This is a genomic window from Salinicola sp. CPA57, from assembly GCF_003206035.1.
GTDB classification, from domain to species: domain Bacteria; phylum Pseudomonadota; class Gammaproteobacteria; order Pseudomonadales; family Halomonadaceae; genus Salinicola; species Salinicola socius.
The window spans coordinates 448,704-469,336 of record NZ_PZJR01000011.1 but is presented as its reverse complement, the minus strand read 5'-3'; the positions used below and the strand labels follow the sequence as shown (position 1 = coordinate 469,336).

At 63.3% G+C, this 20,633-nt stretch carries 17 protein-coding genes; 8 read left to right on the top strand and 9 right to left on the bottom strand.

The genetic code is table 11. The annotated features are described in order from the left end of the window. Position 1 precedes the first annotated feature (1 nt). From ispG to der, 5 genes are all read left to right on the top strand, one after another. Positions 2–1,117, top strand: a complete 1,116-nt coding sequence (ispG, locus tag DOM36_RS14390) for a flavodoxin-dependent (E)-4-hydroxy-3-methylbut-2-enyl-diphosphate synthase (RefSeq protein WP_075569705.1) — start codon at positions 2–4, stop codon at positions 1,115–1,117. Between the two features lie 139 nt (positions 1,118–1,256). Then, positions 1,257–2,537, top strand: a complete 1,281-nt coding sequence (gene hisS, locus DOM36_RS14385) for a histidine--tRNA ligase (protein WP_110643488.1) — start codon at positions 1,257–1,259, stop codon at positions 2,535–2,537. Between the two features lie 98 nt (positions 2,538–2,635). Beyond that, positions 2,636–3,292: a tetratricopeptide repeat protein gene (locus DOM36_RS14380; RefSeq protein ID WP_075569703.1), complete on the top strand. Its 657-nt coding sequence runs from the start codon at positions 2,636–2,638 to the stop codon at positions 3,290–3,292. Beyond that, the gene (gene bamB, locus DOM36_RS14375) at positions 3,292–4,458 is read left to right on the top strand and encodes an outer membrane protein assembly factor BamB (RefSeq protein WP_110643487.1); all 1,167 of its coding nucleotides are present in this window, start codon (positions 3,292–3,294) and stop codon (positions 4,456–4,458) included. The genes DOM36_RS14380 and bamB overlap by 1 nt, the downstream gene beginning before the upstream one ends. 190 nt (positions 4,459–4,648) lie before the next feature. Further along, positions 4,649–6,052: a ribosome biogenesis GTPase Der gene (gene der / locus DOM36_RS14370; RefSeq protein ID WP_110643486.1), complete on the top strand. Its 1,404-nt coding sequence runs from the start codon at positions 4,649–4,651 to the stop codon at positions 6,050–6,052. Positions 6,053–6,067: 15 nt separating this feature from the next. Here der and DOM36_RS14365 read toward each other — a convergent pair whose 3' ends face one another. The 4 genes from DOM36_RS14365 to DOM36_RS14350 form a co-directional block, all read right to left on the bottom strand. After that, complete coding sequence (locus DOM36_RS14365; protein WP_110643485.1) at positions 6,068–7,684, bottom strand: diguanylate cyclase; 1,617 nt, start codon at positions 7,682–7,684, stop codon at positions 6,068–6,070. After that, positions 7,677–8,063, bottom strand: a complete 387-nt coding sequence (locus tag DOM36_RS14360; protein ID WP_110643484.1) for a response regulator — start codon at positions 8,061–8,063, stop codon at positions 7,677–7,679. The genes DOM36_RS14365 and DOM36_RS14360 overlap by 8 nt, the downstream gene beginning before the upstream one ends. 1 nt (position 8,064) lies before the next feature. Further along, entirely contained in the window at positions 8,065–11,532 is a 3,468-nt protein-coding gene (locus DOM36_RS14355; protein WP_110643483.1) for an ATP-binding protein, read from the bottom strand. 72 nt (positions 11,533–11,604) lie between these two features. Then, positions 11,605–12,477 (bottom strand): ATP-binding protein, encoded by an 873-nt coding sequence (locus DOM36_RS14350; RefSeq protein ID WP_110643482.1) that lies wholly within the window; start codon positions 12,475–12,477, stop codon positions 11,605–11,607. Positions 12,478–12,793: 316 nt separating this feature from the next. Between DOM36_RS14350 and DOM36_RS14345 the strand changes: the two genes are divergently transcribed. Together DOM36_RS14345 and DOM36_RS14340 are read left to right on the top strand one after the other, a co-directional pair. Then, positions 12,794–13,459 carry a hypothetical protein gene (locus DOM36_RS14345; protein ID WP_110643481.1) on the top strand — a complete coding sequence of 222 codons (666 nt, stop codon included), beginning with the start codon at positions 12,794–12,796 and terminating at the stop codon, positions 13,457–13,459. Between the two features lie 114 nt (positions 13,460–13,573). Beyond that, positions 13,574–14,380 (top strand): M48 family metallopeptidase, encoded by an 807-nt coding sequence (locus DOM36_RS14340; RefSeq protein ID WP_110643564.1) that lies wholly within the window; start codon positions 13,574–13,576, stop codon positions 14,378–14,380. Between the two features lie 146 nt (positions 14,381–14,526). Here DOM36_RS14340 and aroE read toward each other — a convergent pair whose 3' ends face one another. The 3 genes from aroE to DOM36_RS14325 form a co-directional block, all read right to left on the bottom strand. Continuing rightward, positions 14,527–15,339 carry a shikimate dehydrogenase gene (gene aroE / locus DOM36_RS14335; RefSeq protein WP_110643480.1) on the bottom strand — a complete coding sequence of 271 codons (813 nt, stop codon included), beginning with the start codon at positions 15,337–15,339 and terminating at the stop codon, positions 14,527–14,529. Then, positions 15,336–16,268 carry an oxygen-dependent coproporphyrinogen oxidase gene (gene hemF, locus DOM36_RS14330; protein ID WP_075569693.1) on the bottom strand — a complete coding sequence of 311 codons (933 nt, stop codon included), beginning with the start codon at positions 16,266–16,268 and terminating at the stop codon, positions 15,336–15,338. Before hemF ends, aroE begins: the two co-directional genes overlap by 4 nt. Positions 16,269–16,345: 77 nt before the next feature. Then, positions 16,346–16,894, bottom strand: a complete 549-nt coding sequence (locus DOM36_RS14325) for an L-threonylcarbamoyladenylate synthase (RefSeq protein ID WP_110643479.1) — start codon at positions 16,892–16,894, stop codon at positions 16,346–16,348. Between the two features lie 191 nt (positions 16,895–17,085). Here DOM36_RS14325 and DOM36_RS14320 point away from each other — a divergent pair, with 191 nt between their 5' ends. Next, the gene (locus DOM36_RS14320) at positions 17,086–17,925 is read left to right on the top strand and encodes a 5'-nucleotidase, lipoprotein e(P4) family (protein ID WP_110643478.1); all 840 of its coding nucleotides are present in this window, start codon (positions 17,086–17,088) and stop codon (positions 17,923–17,925) included. Between the two features lie 54 nt (positions 17,926–17,979). On the opposite strand, the gene dprA is transcribed toward DOM36_RS14320, so the two are convergent. After that, positions 17,980–19,203 (bottom strand): DNA-processing protein DprA, encoded by a 1,224-nt coding sequence (dprA, locus tag DOM36_RS14315; RefSeq protein ID WP_110643477.1) that lies wholly within the window; start codon positions 19,201–19,203, stop codon positions 17,980–17,982. An 85-nt stretch (positions 19,204–19,288) separates the two neighbouring features. Then, complete coding sequence (locus tag DOM36_RS14310) at positions 19,289–20,545, bottom strand: LysM peptidoglycan-binding domain-containing protein (protein ID WP_157958654.1); 1,257 nt, start codon at positions 20,543–20,545, stop codon at positions 19,289–19,291. Between the last annotated feature and the right edge of the window lie 88 nt (positions 20,546–20,633).

Sequence of the window (20,633 nt, the reverse complement as noted above, 5' to 3'; positions counted from 1 at the left end):
CATGCAAATGCCCTCTCCGATCACCCGCCGTGTCTCGCGACAGATCCATGTCGGTGACGTACCCATCGGCGGCGGCGCGCCGATCAGCGTGCAAAGCATGACCAATACCGACACCAACGATGTCGCCGCTACCGTGGATCAGATCCAGCGCCTGCAGAAGGCCGGGGCCGATATCGTGCGCGTCTCGGTACCGGACATGGACGCTGCTGAAGCGTTCGGCAAGATCAAGCGCCAGGTCAGCATACCGCTGGTGGCCGATATCCACTTCGATTACAAGATCGCTCTGCGCGTGGCCGAACTCGGCGTCGACTGTCTGCGCATCAACCCCGGCAATATCGGCCGCGAGGATCGTGTACGCGCGGTGGTCGACGCCGCTCGCCATCACGGCATCCCGATCCGTATCGGCGTCAACGCCGGTTCGCTGGAGAAGGATCTGCAGAAGAAGTACGGCGAGCCGACGCCGGAGGCGCTGGTCGAATCCGCCATGCGCCATATCGACCACCTCGACCGGCTCGATTTCCCCGACTTCAAGGTCAGCGTCAAGGCCAGCGACGTGTTCATGGCCGTCGCCGCCTACCGTTTGCTCGCCAAGCAGATCGAACAGCCGCTGCATCTGGGTATTACCGAGGCCGGCGGCCTGCGGTCCGGCACGGTGAAGTCCTCCATCGGACTCGGCATGCTGCTGATGGATGGCATCGGCGACACGATTCGCGTCTCGCTGGCCGCCGATCCGGTCGAGGAGATCAAGGTCGGCTTCGACATGCTGAAGAGCCTGAAGCTGCGCGCCAAGGGCATCAACTTCATCGCCTGCCCCAGCTGCTCGCGTCAGAATTTTGACGTCATCGCGACCATGAATGCCCTCGAGGAGCGCCTCGAAGACATCATGACGCCGCTGAACGTCTCGGTCATCGGCTGCGTGGTCAACGGTCCCGGCGAGGCCAAGGAAACCGATATCGGCCTCACCGGTGGCAGTCCGGCCAACCTGGTCTATATCGACGGCAAGCCGGCCAGCAAACTGCGAAACGATCATCTGGTCGACGATCTCGAAGCGCTGATCCGCGCCAAGGCCAAAGAGAAAGAGAGCCGCACCGACGATCTGATCGCCCGCGAAGCCTGATCGGCGCGAGGCCCGGATCGCGGGAAGCCCGGTAAGGTAACGCGAACCCGGATGCGTCGCCGCCCAAGACAACCCGTGAATCACCGACGAACGCCCAGGCAGGCCGCCTGTGGCGTTTCCGTATAGGCAGGAGTGTCAGTTGAGTACCAAACTACAAGCCATTCGCGGCATGAACGATCTGCTGCCGGATCAGTCGCCTGCGTGGCAATACCTCGAGCGACAGCTGCGCTCGCTGATGGACCGCTACGATTATCGTGAAATCCGCACCCCGATCGTCGAGCAGACCGCCCTTTTCGCCCGCTCCATTGGCGAAGCGACCGACGTGGTCGAGAAGGAGATGTATACCTTCGACGATCGCAATGGCGAGAGTCTGACACTGCGCCCGGAAAATACCGCGGCGGTGGTGCGCGCGGCGATGGAGCACGGCCTGCTGCACAATCAGACGCAGCGCCTGTGGTACATGGGCCCGATGTTCCGCTACGAGCGTCCGCAGAAAGGCCGCTACCGCCAGTTCCACCAGATCGGCATCGAGGCTTACGGCATGACCGGGCCGGATATCGACGCCGAGATCATCCTGCTATCCGCGCGGCTCTGGCGCCAGCTCGGAATGGCCGAGCACGTGACCCTCGAGCTCAATTCGCTGGGGTCGCCGGAAGCCCGCGCGGCCTATCGTGAATCACTGGTCGCCTACTTCGAATCCCATCACGAGCTTCTCGACGAGGACTCCCGGCGTCGGTTGACCACCAATCCGCTGCGGATCCTGGATTCCAAGAACCCGGCCATGGCAGAGATGCTCTCTGACGCGCCACAGCTGCTCGAGCATCTCGACGAGGAGTCCCGCACGCACTTCGAACAGTTGAAGTCGACGCTCGACGCTGCCGGCATCGGTTATCGCATCAACCCCCGGCTGGTGCGGGGGCTCGACTACTATTCGCGCACCGTATTCGAATGGACGACGACCGCCCTCGGCAGCCAGGGCACCGTCTGCGGTGGCGGGCGCTATGACGGCCTGGTCGAACAGCTCGGCGGCAAACCCACGCCCGGCGTGGGTTTTGCCATCGGGCTGGAACGTCTCATGCTGTTGCTCGACACTCTCGACCTGGTTCCCGAAGAAGCCAAGGGCGGCGCCGACGCCTACCTGCTGGCCATGGGTGATTCGGCGGAGCGCGAAGCGCTGCTGCTCGGCGAGCGTCTGCGCGACGTTCTGCCCACGCTGCGTCTTCAGGTACACTGCGGCGGCGGCAGCTTCAAGAGCCAGATCCGTCGTGCCGATCGCAGTGGCGCGACGGTGGCGCTGATTCTCGGCGAGGACGAGATCGCCAATGGCCGCCTGACGCTGAAGCCACTGCGCGACGGCAGTGAACAACGGACACTCGAACTGGATGACGCCATCACCTGGCTCGGCCAGCAGTTTGCCTGAACCTGAGCGGCTGACCGGCAACGGGGAGACATACACGTTTCCCATTGATTGCCGTGTTGAATACCGATTGCCGTCTTGAATACAGAAGGAGACCGCCCGTGGCGGAGCTTAGGACCGAAGAAGAGCAGCTGGACGCGATCAAGCAGTGGTGGAAGGCCAACGGAAGCGCCCTGCTGGTGGGCATCGTCATCGCCGCGGCCGGCGTCTTCGGCTGGCAGGCGTGGCAGCGCTACCAGGAAGGCCAGTCTGCCGAGGCATCCAATGCCTATCAGCAGCTGATCGCGATTGCCAGCAGCGACACTCTCGATGACAACGCCCGCACCCAGGCGTTCGACCTCGCTGACGGCTTGCAGAGCGATCATGGTGGCACGTTGTATGCCGATCTGGCCGGATTGCTGGAAGCCAAGATCGCCGTCAACGCCGATGACAACGATCGCGCCCTGAAGGCCTTGAAGGATGTCATCGACAACAGCGACCGCCCCTACATGCAAGGTCTGGCGCGCATCGATCTGGCTCGCCTGCAGATTGCCAGCGACGACCCCGACACGGCGCTCGACACGCTCGGGGACAGCGTTCCCGGCGCCCTGGAAGCGCAGCGTCAGAACGTGCTCGGCGACGCCTATACCGCGCTCGAGCGACCCGAGGACGCGCGTAATGCCTATCAACAGGCGCAGACTCTGGCGCAGGATGCCGACCAGACCATCTACGGCCTGCAGCTCAAGCTAGACGATCTCGGTGCGGAGGATGCCACCTGATGAAACTGACTCACCTGCTTCTGCCTCTGGGGCTGACCGCGACACTGCTGGCCGGCTGTGCCGGCAGCGTCGAACCGCAGTATCCGCCCAAGGAACTCAAGGATTTCACGCCCAAGGTCAGCCTCGACGAGCGCTGGGATCAGGGTATTGGTGACGGCTTGGGTCGCGCCCGTTATCCGCTGACGCCGATCATCGATAACGGCACGATCTACGCGGTCGACGAGACCGGCGACCTGCGCGCGATCGACACCGACAGTGGCGATACCCAGTGGGACGTCGATCTGGGCACGCCGATCTCCAGCGGCATCGGTGCCGACGGTGGGCGTCTCTACATCGGCACCCGCAACGGCGAAGTCCTGGCCGTCAATCGCGAAGATGGCAGCATCGACTGGAAATCACGGGTCTCCAGCGAAGTGCTGGCCGCGCCCCAGGTCAACAGCCAGCTGGTCGTCGTGCAGAGTGTCGATGGCACGGTCACGGCGCTCGATCGTCTGGACGGCAACGAACAGTGGGTCTACTCCAGCTCGCAGCCGGCGCTGACGCTGCGTGGTACTGGCGCGCCTCGTGTCATCGAACCGGTCTCCTTCGCCGGATTCGCCAACGGTCGTCTGGTCACCCTGGACAACCGTAGCGGTCAGCCGCTGTGGGACATGCGCGTCGCGGTGCCGAAGGGACGTACCGAAGTCGACCAGCTCGTCGACCTCGATGGCCAGCCGGTGCTGACCGAGGACGGCCGCCTGTTCGTGACCAGCTACAACGGACGCCTGCTGGCGCTGGAAGCCACCTCCGGCAAGGTACTGTGGGAGCATGAAGAATCCAGCTACCTGACGCCACTGGTGGTGGGCAACTACCTGTTCACGGTCAATGCCGCCAGCCATGTCATCGCGATCGAGGCAGACACCGGCCGCGTGATGTGGGATTCCGACGCTCTCGAAGGTCGCTCGCTGACCGCACCGTCGTTCGTCGATGGCAACATCGCCGTGGGCGACTATCAGGGCTATATCCATCTCATCGACGCCTCGACCGGCGAAATGAGCGGTCGTACCCATATCGGTGGCGATGGCCTGACCCTGCCGTTGCTGACGGGCACCCAGCGTCTCTATGCGCTGAGCAACGATGGCACCCTGGTGGCCTATGACGTGAAGAGCATGTCCGACCAGAACTGATCGGTATCGTCGGCTTCACCATCGGCCCCGCTTCGGCGGGGCCGATTGCGTCCCGGCTCTAGAACCTCGAGAGGTTCGGACTTCGCGCTTGTCACATGCTAGAATGCCGAGCTATCAGCATCGATCGTATTGGGTTATCCGACCCCTCCCTCCGATCGTCCATCTTGTCACCGCCCTTTTGCGAATCGCCATGAATCCCGTTATCGCCCTGGTTGGCCGACCCAACGTCGGCAAGTCGACGCTTTTCAACCGCCTGACACGCACCCGCGATGCGCTGGTGGCCGATTTCCCCGGTCTGACACGCGACCGCAAATACGGCAGCGGCCAGCTCGGCGACAAGACCTACACCGTAATCGATACCGGCGGTATCAGCGGCGACGAGGAGGGCATCGATGCGGCCATGGCGGAGCAGTCGCTCACCGCCATCGATGAAGCCGACATCGTGCTGTTCATGGTCGATGCCCGTGCCGGGTTGATGCCGGCCGATCAGGCGATCGCCAACCACCTGCGCGTGAACCAGAAAAAGACCTGGCTGGTGGTCAACAAGACCGACGGGCTCGAAGAGCAGACGGCAATGGCCGATTTCTGGGCCCTGGGTCTGGGCGACCCGCGCCCCATCGCCGCCTCCCACGGTCGCAACGTCACCACGCTGATCGACGAAGTGCTGGCGCCCTTTCCCGAGCGCGATCCCAATGCCGGCCCGGCCGGCAACCATCCCGGCATTCATATCGGTGTCATCGGCCGTCCCAACGTGGGCAAGTCGACCCTGGTCAACCGCATGCTGGGCGAAGAGCGTGTGGTCGTGTTCGATGAGGCCGGCACCACCCGCGATGCCATCGAGATCCCGTTCGAACGGCGCGACAAGCCTTATGTACTGGTCGATACGGCGGGCGTGCGTCGTCGCAAGAACGTCAGCCTGATCGCCGAGAAATTCTCGATCATCAAGACGCTCGAAGCGATCAAGGAGTGCCACGTTGCCATCATGGTGCTGGATGCACGCACCGGACTGGTGGAGCAGGACCTGCATCTGCTCGACTACGTCCTGAGCAGCGGTCGTGCGCTGGTGCTGGCGGTCAACAAGTGGGACGGTCTGGAAGGCGAAGCCCGGGACAAGATGCGCTCCGACATCAAGCGCCGATTGGGTTTTGCCGACTACGCCGAGCTACACTTCATCTCGGCACTGCACGGCACCGGCGTCGGCGATCTCTACAAATCGGTCGACAAGGCGTTCGACAGCGCCAACAGCCACTGGTCGACCAACCGCCTGACCTCGATCCTGCAGGACGCGGTCAGCGAGCACCAGCCGCCGATGATCCACGGTCGACGTATCAAGCTGCGCATGGCCCACCAGGGCGGCAGCAACCCGCCGATCATCGTCGTCCACGGCAACCAGACGGCGTCACTGCCGGAAGCCTACAAGCGCTACCTCACCAACACCTTCCGCAAGGTGTTGAAGGTCCGCGGCACGCCCATTCGTTTCGAATTCCGCTCTGGCGACAACCCCTACAATCCGGACGCCGGCGCCAGCGACCGCGAGAAGGCCAAGAAACGCGAGCTGGGGCGCAGTCGCGAAGCCCGCAAGAGCCGCCGCTGAGCGGGACTTTGGCGCTCACTGCCGTGAAGCCGCGATCCGCGTCTGATTGCGGCCACCCTGCTTGGCCGCGTACATCGCTCTGTCGGCGGCTTCGAGCAGCGTCTCGGCATCCCGCCAATCCTGGGTGCAGGAGACGCCGGCGCTGAAAGTCGCGTGAAACGTCTTGTCGTCCGCCACGCACTCGAGTTCGGAAAAGCTGACGCGAATCCGCTCGATGGCGTCTCGGGCATTCTCCAGCGAACAGGATGGCAGCACGGCAACGAACTCCTCCCCCCCATAGCGCCCGACGTGATCCACCCGGCGAAGTCGCTGCCGCAGCAGGTTGGCCAGCAGACGAATGACGTAGTCGCCGGTGCCGTGACCATAGGTGTCGTTGATCGACTTGAAGCGATCGATGTCGATCATCACCACGCAAGCCCCCGTGTCGGTTCTCTGACCACGCGCTACCTCGAGCTCGATCAGTTCCTTTATCGCGGGATGCTTGATCAACCCAGTGAGGCCATCGCGAGCCAGCGCCAGACTCAGCTGACGCGAACGCTGCGCCCGCGCGGTAACGGCGGCGACCAGCGCCACATCGGTGATCGGCTTGGCCAGGAAGTCGTCTCCCGCCTGTGCCAACGCCTGCGCCTGACGATGAGCGTCCGACTCGGCAGAGAGATAGATCAGCGGGATCTTCAGCCAGTCGTCGTCGAATCGGATGATCCGTGCCAGCTCCGGCCCGGAGCAGCCGGGCATGTTGATGTCGATCAGCACCAGATCGGGCACGAAATCCCGCAGGCCTTTCAGGACATCGCGAGGGTCGCTGATCACTCGGGACTCGATCCCGGCCATCTTCAGTGTCAGCCGAAAATGCTCGGCCAGATCGACGTCGTCGTCGACGATCAGCACCCGATAGGGATCCTGCTGCGGCAGGTTGATCAAATGGCGCAGACGATGCTCCAGCGAAGGGACGTCCACCGGATGGGTGAAAAAGCCCTGAGCACCGTTGCGAACGGCCTTCAACCGCGTCTCGAAATCGCCGGCGCCGCTGAGCAGAATCAACGCCGCCTTGGGAGCCGCCTCCACCGCCGGCTTCCAGACTTCATCCGCCACCTTGGCCGTATCGACGATGGCGATATCCGGCTGCCATTGGGGAAATGTCGCCTGGTCGTCGAGGCTGCGACACTCGTAGCCGAAGCCGCTCAGCGCGCGAATCAGCGTATCGGTATCACCGTCGGCCAGTACGGCCACGCGAATCCCCCGGTCGCCGCTGGCAAGATGGTAACTGCCCTCGGGCTCGACCACTTCCGAAGTCTGCGCGAGCTCCAGATCCCGATAACTCTCCTGCAGGCGATCGTGCAGCACCACCAGCGTCGGAGGCTTCGGCTGCGCGGCGCTTTCGATCACCGTCTGCAGCCAGACTTCCATTTCGCGCGCGTCTCGACTCAGCGCGGCGTAGCCGAAGGTGCCGGCAGAACCCGCGATGCGATGCAGGCCCTGACGCAGCGTCTCCAGAGCGTCGAGCCCGATCGCGCTCTGGCGTGCACTCAACTCCCGGGCCTGCGCCATCAATGTCTGCAAGTCGTCACTCAGGCGAAGGCTATACTGCTCGCGCAGCGCGGCCAGTCGGGCCTGAACGTCAATATCAGACATTCGAGCGCTCCCAGATCGTCCGCAGCTGCTCTGCCAGCATCATGGGGTCGAAGGGTTTGATCACCACATCCAGAGCGCCAATGGTGCGATAGTGCTCGATCTCGCTGGGCTGGACCTTGGCGGTCATGAAGATCACCGGAATCTCCCGGGTCGACGCCTGCTCTCGCAATTTGTCCAGGGTCGTGGGGCCGTCGATGCCGGGCATCATGACATCGAGCAGAATCAGGTCCGGCTGCCATTCGTCGGCTCTCGATATCGCCGTTTGGCCATCGTCACAGCTCGTGACCTCGAAGCCGCCGACGATCTCGAGCGCCACCTTGGCCACTTCCTGAATCGAGACGTCATCCTCGACATGCAGGATCCGTTGAAGGGGTTTCATATCAGTCTCGCTCCTCTCTATCGCCTTTTTTATCGCCCTCGGAACCGTCATCCGTTGATACTTTGGCAGCATGAAGCTGGCGGTCGAATGCGTCCATCAAAGCCTCTGCGGAAAGACCTGGCTTGGCGATCGCCGTCTTCACACGGCCAAGCAACGTCGGCGCCAGAGCTTCCTCAGAGAGAATGACCACGGCAGGCTGCCGAGCCAGTTGACTCAATAACGATATGACTTCCCATCCAGGCCCCTGAGAAGCAGTCAGATCGATGGAGATCAATCCGTATTCGTGACTATCGAGCAGATAACGTGCCTCCTGGAGCGATCGAGCCACGTCTAGCATCATGCTCGGTGCGATCTGCTCGGCAACCCGTTGAGACAACTCAGCATCGCTTTCGATATGCAGGATGCGTTCGCGATGCGGCCGCAGACTCAACGAGCTGTGCAGGGCGCCAGCCAGCCGCTTCTGATCGAAGGGTTTGGCCAGCCAGTCCACCGCCTCCAGACGTCCGCCGATCTCCAATTGCCCCTCCTCCGCCTTCGCCGATACCACCAGCACGGGAAGTTCACGTGTCTGTGGCTGCTCCCGCAATTGGCGCAACAACGTCAGACCGTTGCCGTCGGGCAACATCAGATCGAGAGTGATGGCGTCGAAGCTGCGCCGCTCCAGCCATTTCAGTGCATCACCCATGGTATGGGCGATCTCGGCTTGATATCCCCAGTGCCGAACCAGCGTGGCCATTAGCACAGCGGTATCCGGGTCATCCTCGACGATCAGTAACCTCGAGCCTGAGGCATCGGTACCCGCCGCCTCGTCAACAGCAACCACCGGCAGTGCCACCGATGGAACCGCTGAATCTGGTGGCAGGTCGACACATGGCAACTCCACGAAGAAGCAAGCACCGTGCCCTTTTTCCGAGAAGAAATTGATCGAGCCCCGCATGCGCTCGACGAGTTCGCGGGTGATCGCCAGTCCCAACCCTGTACCACCCTGCTTTCGCGTGCTCGAGCCATCAGCCTGGGAAAACTTCTGGAAGATCCGGTCGTGAAACTCGACGGGAATCCCGGGTCCGTGATCGATCACGCTGACACGGACCCGGTCGGCGATCGCCTCGACGCGGATTTCGACCTCGGTATCCGGCGGGGAGAATTTGGCAGCGTTGGATAACAGGTTGCTCATGACCTGCTGAAAACGCATGGCATCGATATTAACGCCCATACTATCCAGCCGCTCGGTCACCAGATAACGCGCACGGAACTGATCCGCATAGGCCTGATTCGACTCGACGGCCTGGTCTATCAACGGCATCAACGGCTGATCCTGCATCTGGAACGTCATCTTGCCGGCGACCAGCTTCTCCATATCGAGCAGATCATTAATCAGCATGATCAGACGCTGCGAGTTATTATGGGCAGTGGTCAGCATGCCGCGCATGGATTCCGGGGGCGTGCCCAGCGCACCACCCTGGATCAACCCAAGCGCACCGGAAATCGATGTCAGCGGTGTCCGCAGCTCGTGACTGACGGTCGAAATAAACTCCGTTTTAAGACGTTCGTCGCGTTTGCGTTCGGTCACATCGTGCAGGAACCCATGCCATAAAGTCCCTCCGTCCGCCTCACGTTCCGGGATCGATTGACCCGCCAACCAAATGACACGACCATCAGGATGCCGAATGCGATATTCACAGTGCCATGGGGTCAGATTTTCCAGGGACTCGGTAATCGACTGGAGAACCTTGGGCCGGTCTTCTTCCAGAATCGCCTCGATCACGGCAGAGGAATCTTCGGCAGCCTGTTCCGGCGTGATGCCGTAAAGCGTCTTGATTGCCTCGCTGGCATAAGGAAACGAGGCCCCTCCTTCTGCGTCGACCCGATACTGATAGATCATACCCGGCGTTTGAGAGGCTATCTTGCTCAAGCGCTGGCTCAGTTCCTCTCGAGCCTCTACCTCCTGCCATCTAGCCAATGTGGCCCCGATCCATTTGGCCATTAGTCTAACGAATTCACGCTCGGCTTCATCGAAGGGCTTGGAACGGGGCGAATCACTACTGAAACCCAAAGTGCCGTAACGCTTACCAAGAACCCAAAGCGGTACCCCGACATAACTTTTGAACGCATAAATGACACTGCAGGGATGCTCTCCATATCCGGCCTCTTCTGCGTTAGAAAATGAAACCACGTCTTGCGCCTTCAGTGTCAACTCACAGAAGGTGTCCTTAACATTGAAGCACTGCCCCCGTTCGAGCTTGCCGTCCGGCGAGTGCGCTGATTCGACGCGATAGACTTGATCATTAATATGGCTGACGATGCCGATTGGCATGTCCAGATACTCGCACCCGACTTTCAACGCGTCTTCGATGAGCTCGAGTAATGACGTCTTTTCCAGTGCGGCAATATCGTTGAGTGTTTGGAGAGCTTCCTTCTGATTTTGCAATCGCCGGTGGTTTTCTAGCATGGCATGACGCGTCGCACGACGAGTGCCCCACAGCAGCAGCAGCAGACATGCTTCTGCGATCAACCAGGCCACTCCCCACCGCAACCAGGTACTGATGACCAACGAATCACGGTGCTCAAGCTGTGCGGTGATGTCCTTCCAGACAGCTATCGCGGCTACCGTCCGCATCGTACTATCGCCGGATTGCCTCAGAGGCACTAGCGTCAGCAGGTACCCGCGCCCGCCGCTTTCCTTCACTACCGACCAATCGGGTCGTTCAAGAGCGTCAGGCGACTGCTGCTGCGACAGCCAACCGCTGATCAGTGAATCTGAGCTTTCGGCTATCTGCCATGACGGCCCGGCGCCTCTGCCTTTCTCTTGGCGCGAGAGGACCGCGACACCACTCTCCAACTGCTCGGAAAGCCTGCCGATATTTGGCACGACGGCAAACTCGACTTCCAACAGTCCGACGAGCGTATCGTTCTTTTCATCGTCCGGGGCAAAGATCGGCGCGATACCGGCCGTGGATGCTCGCTGACCGTCGAACTCAATACCTTGCACTGGCTTTCGTGTCATCAAGCTCTGGTGTAACAGGTGATCACTATCCCCGTAAGATGGCGTGCCAGCATCCGCAGGCCGTAAGCTCAGGAAAGGGTTGGCCTCACTGTCACTCAGCCGAAAGAGATTGAGCTCCAGTGCATTACCGGCCTTAAGCGCCTCCCAATAGGGCATGAGATTACCGCGCAGTCGACCTCGGATCGCCTGGAGTCTCTCTGGTGAGTTCGGATTGGCGGCTTGCGCCATGAGACTGCGAACGGCGGGGGCTGCGACTAGGGTGGTTGCCAACAGTCGAACACGTCGCTCGAGCCCGGCTCGGGAAGCGCCGACCGTGATCCCCTGCTCTTGTGACTGAAAATCCAGATCCCGAAAGAAAGCTTGACGATCATTGTGCAGCGCTTGCAAAAGCATCCAGCCAAAGAACACCGTCAGCAAGGTGCTACCCAGCAGAATCAGCCATATCGGTAAGCGAGAAAGTTTCACCAGTCCCTTCCCTCATGAAGAGTCAGCATGAGTGGAAGAACTCATGCTTTTTCATGAGGGTAAACCATTTACTTACGTTGTGGCGCGTTGAATAGATTGCGAACCGACCCACAGACAGGCGAATTGCCACGCCGCCCGACCACTGCGGACGCCGCGCAAGGTGGCGTAGCGAACGGCTTCGGCGCGGGCGTCCTCGTTCCAGGCGTTCTCTCCTCCCAGATGGGCAACCCAGTGCTGGCAAGTCTCGAGATAGGCCTGCTGGCCGAACGGATGAAACGCTAGCCACAGGCCGAACCGATCCGACAGCGATATCTTCTCTTCCACCGCATCGCCGTGATGCAGCTCGCCATCGACCAGCTGAGTCTGCTGATTGTCGGCCATGGATTCCGGCAGCAGATGACGACGGTTGGACGTCGCGTACAGCAGCACGTTGTCCGGCGGACCGGTCAGCGTACCGTCAAGCACGCTTTTCAGTGCCTTGTAGGCATCGTCGCTGCCTTCGAACGAGAGATCGTCGCAATAGACCACGAACCGCTCCGGACGGTCGCGCAGACGCTGCACCAGGATCGGCAACGCCACCAGGTCGTGACGATCGACCTGGATCAGCCGCAGTCCATCGGGCGCCAGGGTATTGAGCAGGGCGCGAACCATCGAGGATTTGCCGCTGCCGCGAGCGCCCCACAGCAATGCATGGTTGGCGGGATAGCCCTTCAGAAATGCGCGGGTATTCTCCAGCAGCGCGTGTTTCTGGCGCTCGACGCCGATCAGATCGTCCAGTCGAACGCCGTCGCGCGGCAATACGGCCACCAACTGACCGCCCATCGGATGGGAGTGCCACAGCGCCGCAATATCGCGACTCCAGTCCACCGCCGGCGGCTGCTCGGGCAACCAGCTTTCGACCCGATCCAGCAGCCGGCTCAAACGTTGCGCCAGATCAGCGTCCATCGTTGACTCCCCTTTTCCACTCTCCATACCGCATTTTTCTCTCCGTAATGATATTCGTGCCCTCAGGACGGGCGTGACAAGACAGCTCCACCAGCCTTATGACGTGGACACTAAAGGCCCTCATCAGTAACGATTGCGGATTGCCGGAAACAGCGTATCTTGTGCCGGTTGAATCCGCGGGTCCAGTTGCAGCCCATCGCCGTGCCCTTGGTCGTCGAATCGGCCGCAGGCTAGTCGTCGAATCGGCCGCTGACGACAGTGCCATTGCGCTGGGCTTCTGCCGTCCATCTCGAGCTGTCTCAGGCAAGGAGAGGCGATGCCGTCTCGTTACCGTCCGTTCATCGCACTGGCGTCGGTGGCCCTGCTGGGCGGCTGCCTGGCGCTGCCTCAGGTCGGCTTCATGCTGGGGCGGATCGCCCTGTCGTCGATGGGCGTGGAGAACGTGCGGATCGGGAATTATCACTTCTCGCCCGGCCTGCAGGGTATCGACGAACTCTCGCTGCTGAGCTCCGGCCTGGCACTGGCCGGGCTACCGGTGAACATCGATCTGCCCCTGGCCATGACGCTGCCTGCCGGCGCTCCCCCGATCGAACTTCAGGGCTTCGATTGGCAGTTGCAGGTACCGGGCGCCGAGCCGACTGCCGGTGAAATCGACGAGACCATTCGACTGCAGGGCGGCGAGCCGGCGACGGTCACGTTGCCGGTGGCCCTGGAGCCGACCGGGATCGATGCGTTGAGCTCGAAGGCCGAGCGTGTCTCGTCGCTGCTCTCCCTCGCCCGCCAGCTCAGTCGTAGCGGCGAACTGCCGGCAGGCAGCCAGCTATCGCTGACCCCGACACTACCGGCGGCGCTCGACGGCATCGTCACCGCGCCGACGTTGACGCTGGATGTCGGCGAGCCGGCCACGATCTCGCCAGACAACCCGCAGGAGAGCGCACCCGAAAACACCGCGGGGGACGCGAGAGACAAGCCCTCGGGTTGACCGCTCCGCCAGGCCGGGTATCTTGAGCGGATTCATAACCAGTCCCGGCAAATCGCCGCGACGATACAGTTTCAGGCAGCTCCGGAGACCCTCATGGAAGATTCGAAACCCTGCATGTCGGCAAGACCCTCGACCCGGCTGATTGGCGCCCTCGGCGTTGCCGTCCTGCTGAGCGCCTGCAGCACCTCTCCGCTGGGCCGCAACCAGCTGGCGTTCTACTCCGACGATGAACTGGCACAGATGGGCGAGCAGAGCTTTGCCCAGTATGAACAGGAGCTACCCACTGTCGGCGGCGCCAAGGCGGCCTACGTCCAGTGCGTGGCCAAGGCGATCACTGCCGAAGTGCCCGCCAGCGAGGGGATTTCCAACTGGGAGGTCAAGCTCTTCAAGGACGACACCGCCAACGCCTTCGCGCTGCCGGGGGGCTATATCGGCGTCAATACCGGGCTGCTCGACGTCGCCACCAATCAGGATCAGCTGGCTGCAGTCATCGGCCACGAGGTTGGACACGTTCTGGCGCATCACGCCAATGAGCGGGTTTCCACCCAGGCCGCCACCCAGAGCGGGCTTTCGGTACTGCAAACGGTCGCCGGCCTGCAAGGCGCGGGAGGCGAACAGGTGATGGGGCTATTGGGTGCTGGCGCCCAGTACGGCGTCATCCTGCCGTTCTCGCGCAAGCAGGAATCCGAAGCCGATCTGGTCGGGCTGGATCTGATGGCCGATGCCGGATTCGACCCCAGCGCCAGTCTCAAGCTGTGGGAAAACATGGCGGCCAACAGCCAGGGCGAACCGCCGGCCTGGATGTCCACCCATCCCAGCAACAGCCAGCGCATGGAAGGCTTGCACGATCGGCTCAACGAAGCCCAGCCACGCTACGAGCAAGCCAAGGCCAATGGCAAGCGGCCCAACTGCAAGGTTTGATTGGGATCAGGGCAACATATTCGAAGGTGTTCGAGTGACCACTGACGTCGCGTCAACCGCCCTGTTGCTCGTGAATGCGAGGGGGATCCCCTCGCGCTCCCCTTTCTTGACGTCGCATGACGGCGAAACCCTGCCCGCTGGAGCGCTTACAGCTCCCGCCTCAGCAGCTCCCGCAGCGGCGCGGTATCCGGCCGCACCTGGCGCCACAGCCAGAACGATTCCGCCGCCTGCTCGATCAGCATGCCGAGTCCGTCGACCGATCGGGCACCCTGCTCGGCCGCCCAGCGGAGAAAGACCGTCGGCTCGGCGGCATACATCATGTCGTAGGCCAGCCCTTGCGCCGCGAAGATTTCGCCCGGCAGTGGCGGAAGGTCGCCGGCCAGGCTGGCGCTGGTGGCGTTGATCACCAGATCGAACGGCCCCGCGACGTCTTCGAAGCCACATCCGGAGACCTCGCCTCTGGCGGCAAACAGCGAAGCGAGTTCCTCGGCCCTGGACACGGTGCGGTTGGCGACCGTCAGCGACGCGATACCCGCCTCCAGCAGCGGCTCGATCACGCCACGCGACGCGCCACCGGCGCCGAGCAACAGCACCCGCGCGCCGGCCAGCGGGGCCGCATGGGCCTGCAGATCCCGAACCAGACCGACACCATCGGTGGTATCGCCGTGCAGAAGCCCATCGTTGCCGAGAGAAAGGGTGTTCACCGCCCCGGCCAGCTGGGCCCGCGGCGACAGCACTTGCGCCAGGGCGAAGGCCGCCTGCTTGAACGGCACGGTCACGTTGGCACCGCGGCCACCGGCCTCGGCAAAGGCGCGCCAGGCAACCGCGAAATCGGTCACGGGCGCCTCGATCGCCGAGTAGCTGATCGCCTCGCCGGTCTGCTCGGCGAATGCAGTGTGGATTCGCGGTGATCGGGAATGTCCGATGGGGTTGCCGAAAACGGCGTAGCGATCAGTCATTTCGGCTGCGGCTCCTGCGTTGTGCTCAACCAGTCACGGGGCTGGAGATAGGCGTTCAGGCGAGCCTCGACGGTATCGGCCTGCGGCGCCCACTGATATTGCCAGCGTGCCAGCGGCGGCATCGACATCAGAATCGATTCGGTGCGCCCGCCGCTCTGCAGGCCGAACAGGGTGCCGCGGTCCCACACCAGATTGAATTCGACGTAGCGTCCGCGACGATAGGCCTGAAACTCGCGCTCGTGCTCGCCGAACGGCACCGCCCGGCGACGCTGGGCGATCGGCTCGAACGCCTCGAGGAAGCTGTCGCCGACCGAGCGCTGGAAGGCGAAGCACTCCTCGAACGACCCTGCGTTGAGATCATCGAAGAACAGCCCGCCGACACCACGGGTCTCGTCGCGGTGCTTGAGAAAGAAGTACTCGTCGCACCAGGCCTTGAAGCGCGGATAGACATCGTCTCCGAAAGGATCGCAGGCCGCCTTGGCCACGCGATGCCAATGCTGGACGTCTTCGAGATAGGGATAGTAGGGCGTCAGATCGTAGCCGCCGCCGAACCACCACACGGACGCCTCGCCGGGCTTGTCGGCGATGAAGAAACGGACGTTGCCGTGTACCGTCGGCACGTGCGGATTGCGGGGATGCAGTACCCAGGACACGCCAACCGCATGGAAACTGCGCCCTGCCAGCTCGGGGCGCGCCGCGCTCGCCGAGGGCGGTAACGCCGCACCGTAGACATGAGAAAAGTTGACGCCGCCTTTTTCGAACAGCGCGCCCTCTTCGATCACCCGCGAGCGCCCGCCTCCACCTTCGGGACGGTCCCAGGTCTCCTCCCGAAAACATCCGCCGCCATCGAGCGCGGTCAGCGACTCGCAGAGCCTGTCCTGGAGCGTGAGCAGGTAGTCCTTGACGCGTTCGAGATGGGGGTGTGCCACGATCGTCGTTCCTTCAGGTCCGGAGAATAGGGTTCAGCGCGTGAGTCGGGATTGCGGCCGCGGAAGCGCTGGCGCGCTCAAGCGCGCAACGTCCGGTTGGTCATCAGATCGCGGATGGTGCTCGGCCGGTCGCGACCGCCAAGCGGGCCATCGACGATCACGTCCACCGCATCGCCGAACGTCTGGCGCACCTGTTCGGCGCTCATCCCCGGCGGCTCACCGGCACGGTTGGCCGAGGTCGATACCAGCGGCCCGCCCCAGGCGGCGCACAGAGTCTGTACCAGCGGATGATCGCTGACGCGCACAGCCAGCGTGACATGGTTACCGCGCAGAAGCGGTTTGGCACGACCGTTGTCGGGAATCAACCAGGTGTTGGGGCCGGGCCAGCTGTCAATCAGCCGGGCCATTGCCGCCTCATCGACCCCCGCGAGCCAGTCCGCCAGCTGCCGGATGTCACCGGCGATCAGAATCAGCCCTTTGTCGCTGGCGCGCCCCTTGAGCGCGATCAACGCTGCCAGGGCCTGCTCATTGTCCGGATCGCAACCCAGCCCCCAGACGCCTTCGGTGGGATACGCGATGATGCCGCCTCGTTTGAGTGACGCCACGGCCGCTGCCTTTTCCTGCATGTTCCCGATCTCTCTGTCGCAAGCCAACCCAGCGCTGAATGGGGACGAATTCTAGCATGGCCGGACCACATCCTGCCGTGCCTGAACGTCGCACCCGGCTCCCTGTTCCGACTGGCAAGACCGCCTCTCGCCGACCATATTGACCTATCGGCAACGCACTCCTTCACGGCAAAACGACCAGGAAACCGATCATGCCCCGTTCCCCGCTCTCTCTGTCTCTGCTCTCGCTGATCCTGGCCGGCGGACTCTCCGCCTGCGCCCAGCATCCGGCGAAACCGCTAGGCCCTCCGGTGTCTCTTGCCGACGAACTGGTGATGGCAACGGTCTGGATGCAGTCCTCCGGCGAATACGCCGCGCTTAGCCATCAAGCCTTCAATCTGGCGCGCATGAATCTGGACCGTGCGCTCTCCGCACCCGCCAACGGCCAACAGCGCCGGCCGGCGATCATCGTCGATGTCGACGAGACGGTGCTCGACAACTCACCCTACGAAGCCTGGCTGATCGCCCAGAGCGAGAACTACGCCAGCGACAGCTGGCATCAATGGGTGGAGAAAGCCAGCGCCGTGCCGATACCCGGCGCCAAGGCGTTTCTCGACTACGCCGCGTCGCGCGGGGTCGAGGTCTTCTATGTCACCAATCGCCGCGACAGCGAAACCGAAGCGACGCTTCGCAACCTGCAGCAGGTCGGTTTTCCCGATGCCGACAGCGAGCATTTCCTGCCGCGCAACGATTCCAGCGACAAGACCGCACGACGCCAGCGCGTGGCGCAATCACACTGGGTCGTACTGCTGATGGGCGACAACCTCGGCGATTTTTCCGCCGGCTTCGATCGCGACACTGCCGCCGCTCGCCGTGCCGCCGTCAATGCCCAGGCCGACGCCTTCGGCAGCCGATACATCGTGCTGCCCAACCCGGCTTACGGCGATTGGGAGGAAGCGATCTACGGCGGCGACTGGAGCCTGAGCGACGAGCAAAAATCACGTGCCCGTCGCAACCATCTGGAAGTGTGGGGCGGACCGGCGACTCGGTAGACGAGAGATTGGCGGTAGAAGAGCGAGTCAAGGCAGGCGGGGCCGAAGCGAGCGTCATCGCCCTCTTCGGACCCAGCCGCCGGTCGTCTGTGCCACCCAGCCATCGAGCTCGAGCTCGAGCAGGCCCAGTTGCAATTCGGCCACCGACTGACCGGTCAGCTCGACCAGCAGGTCCACCGGCGTCGGGGCGTCGCTGAGCGCTGCCAGTAGCGGCGACTCCGGCGCCACGGGCGAAACGGCCAACGCCGGAGACGACGGTGACGACGGTGACGGTGAGAGTAAAGATGGCGTCGAAGCTGGAGGGTTCGCAGCATCATCGAGCGGGGCGCCCATTGCGGTTAGCGACCGATCCAACGGCTTCGACAGCGGATCGAGCGCCGCCACCTGCCAGGTCGACAGATCGGCAAGCATGTCGTCGACGTCGCGAACCAGCGCCGCCTCCCCCTGGCGAATCAGGCGCAGGCAACCGGCAGACTGCGGGTTGTGAATCGATCCCGGTATCGCGAAGACCTCCCGATCCTGTTCCAGCGCCAGACGCGCGCTGACCAGCGACCCGCTCTTCTCCGCCGCCTCCACCACCAGCACGCCGAGGGATAGCCCGGTGATCAGGCGGTTGCGCCGCGGGAAGAAGCGGGGATGCGCTCGCGTCGTCGGCGCATGCTCGGAAAGCAGCAGCCCTTGCCCGGCCAGCAATTCGCGGTAGAGCGAGGCGTGACGAGGCGGATAGATCACATCCACCCCGCAGCCAAGCACGCCGATGGTGGCGCCGCCGACCTGAAGCGCTGCTCTCTGGGCCGCACCATCGATGCCCAACGCCATGCCGCTGGCGATGCAGAATCCTTTTTCGACCAGCGCCCGGGCAAAGCGCGCGGCGTTGTCCTGCCCCTCCCGCGTGGGCCGCCGGGTACCGACGATCGCCATGGCGGGGCGCGACAGGATCGCGAGGTCGCCCTTGGCCCAGAGTATCGTCGGCGGGTCGGGTAGCTGGTTCAGCAATTCGGGCCAGGCCGGATGCCCGGGATGGAGCAGGTGATGAAGTGAGTCGGCGCGCTCCCACCCGATCGCGGCGTCGATCGCAGGCGTCAACGGGCTTCGGGCCGGATGCTCCAACCACAGTCGCAGCGGCTGGGCCAGGCTGGCTGGCAACGCTGCCAGCCAACCCTGAGGCCAGTGCAGATCGTCACCCTCGCGCCAGCGTCGCACCAACGGTGCCAGTTTGGCCGGCCCCAGCCCGGGAAGCGCGTCGAGCGCGAGCCAGTCTCGCAGTCCCGGCGTCATGGCCGACACCCGCGGCGATGAGGGCTGTCGAAACGACGATCGGCCCTGGCAATCCCCTGACCGCCAATGCTCGTCAGCAGACTCGTCAAAATGCCCCTCCGCTGGCCAGAGTCTCGCGAAGATCGCGCGGCACGACCAATCGATCGCCCACCGCCAGCACCTGAGAAGCGCGCATCACCAGGGCGTAACTGAGATGATCGAAAACGCGAAACACCATCACCGCGCCGGCTTCGGTATCCGGTAACGTCACCCAGTCGTCGCGACTGTCGTCATGCACGCGTTCGCCCTGTCGCATCACTTGCAGCACGTGGCCGGTCTCGAGTCCGTCGGCGCGACCTCGATCGATCGCCACGACATCATGACGGCCGATGAATCTTACCCCGTTCGGCACCGAAAGAATCGTCGCTACCACCGGCGTTTCAGGCGCACGCGGCAGAAACCGGGTGGCAATGCCGCCTTCGTCCAGTGCCAGCAGGTAGTCGCCATTGCGAATCTCCTGCACGGCGTCCAGCACCTCGAGCTCGCCGACATCACCCACGTTTCGACTCACCCGCACGTGACCGAGACGCCGCAACTCCAGCCCCAGCGATCGTTGGGCTGGCGTGTTTGTCGACGTCGCTTTGGACGTGGTTGTCGATCTCGGTGTCGGTGTCGGTGTCGATCCGGTTATCGACCTATTTGCCAGGTCATCGGATGCCGCGGGGGAGCGATAATCGTTGCCTGGACGGTAGACGCCGAGCGTGGCCCCGACCGCCGGCAGCGACCCATGGGCGTATAGCCTGTCGCCCGCACCGCTCAATAGCCGCTGGCCCTGCCCGGCGAGGACGGTCGGAGCGCCCTCGATCACGCCGGGATCGACGATCTGATAGGCCTCGAGAAAGACCTTGATACGCGCCAGCGGCAGCCCCGGCACCGCCTGTCGCGCTGGTACGCGGCGCACGCCGGGAGAGAGCCGAACCGGCTGACCGCGGCCGCGCTCGAGGGAAAGGCCCGGCGTGCCGGCCCGCGTCGTTAGAGAGATCACGTCACCGGGATACAGGCTGCGCGGCGAGCCAATCTGCGGATTGCGCTGCCACAGTTTCTGCCACCGCCAAGGCGCCTCGAGAAAGCGGGCGGCGATGCCCCAGAGCGTATCGCCCTGGCGAACGGTATAACTGGCCGGCGCATCCGCCCTAAGCGACAGCGAAGTGGACCGAGCCGACGGCGAATCGGCCTGCGCCGACAGCGCCCAAGCCGACGTGGGCAGCGCCGCCAACAGGGCCAGCCCGCCCGACATCAGCAGTCGCGCCGCCACGCCACGACAGCGCGGGCGGCGCGCTCGCCAACCTTCCAAACTGATCATTGCCGTTGTCATCCCCAGCGTGAACCCACCGACCTATAACGTCCTAGATCGGCGCTGACAGGCTGGACTTGAGGGCAGGACACGCAAG

Excerpts from the sequence above, each read along its gene's own strand:
- DOM36_RS14345 (WP_110643481.1), top strand. The coding sequence starts at position 12,794 with ATGCCGTCTCGTTACCGTCCGTTCATCGCACTGGCGTCGGTGGCCCTG.
- DOM36_RS14365 (WP_110643485.1), bottom strand. The coding sequence starts at position 7,684 with ATGTCTGATATTGACGTTCAGGCCCGACTGGCCGCGCTGCGCGAGCAG.
- bamB (WP_110643487.1), top strand. The coding sequence starts at position 3,292 with ATGAAACTGACTCACCTGCTTCTGCCTCTGGGGCTGACCGCGACACTG.
- DOM36_RS14310 (WP_157958654.1), bottom strand. The coding sequence starts at position 20,545 with ATGATCAGTTTGGAAGGTTGGCGAGCGCGCCGCCCGCGCTGTCGTGGC.
- DOM36_RS14325 (WP_110643479.1), bottom strand. The coding sequence starts at position 16,894 with ATGCAGGAAAAGGCAGCGGCCGTGGCGTCACTCAAACGAGGCGGCATC.
- dprA (WP_110643477.1), bottom strand. The coding sequence starts at position 19,203 with ATGACGCCGGGACTGCGAGACTGGCTCGCGCTCGACGCGCTTCCCGGG.
- DOM36_RS14350 (WP_110643482.1), bottom strand. The coding sequence starts at position 12,477 with ATGGACGCTGATCTGGCGCAACGTTTGAGCCGGCTGCTGGATCGGGTC.
- der (WP_110643486.1), top strand. The coding sequence starts at position 4,649 with ATGAATCCCGTTATCGCCCTGGTTGGCCGACCCAACGTCGGCAAGTCG.
- DOM36_RS14360 (WP_110643484.1), bottom strand. The coding sequence starts at position 8,063 with ATGAAACCCCTTCAACGGATCCTGCATGTCGAGGATGACGTCTCGATT.
- ispG (WP_075569705.1), top strand. The coding sequence starts at position 2 with ATGCAAATGCCCTCTCCGATCACCCGCCGTGTCTCGCGACAGATCCAT.
- aroE (WP_110643480.1), bottom strand. The coding sequence starts at position 15,339 with ATGACTGATCGCTACGCCGTTTTCGGCAACCCCATCGGACATTCCCGA.
- DOM36_RS14340 (WP_110643564.1), top strand. The coding sequence starts at position 13,574 with ATGTCGGCAAGACCCTCGACCCGGCTGATTGGCGCCCTCGGCGTTGCC.
- DOM36_RS14320 (WP_110643478.1), top strand. The coding sequence starts at position 17,086 with ATGCCCCGTTCCCCGCTCTCTCTGTCTCTGCTCTCGCTGATCCTGGCC.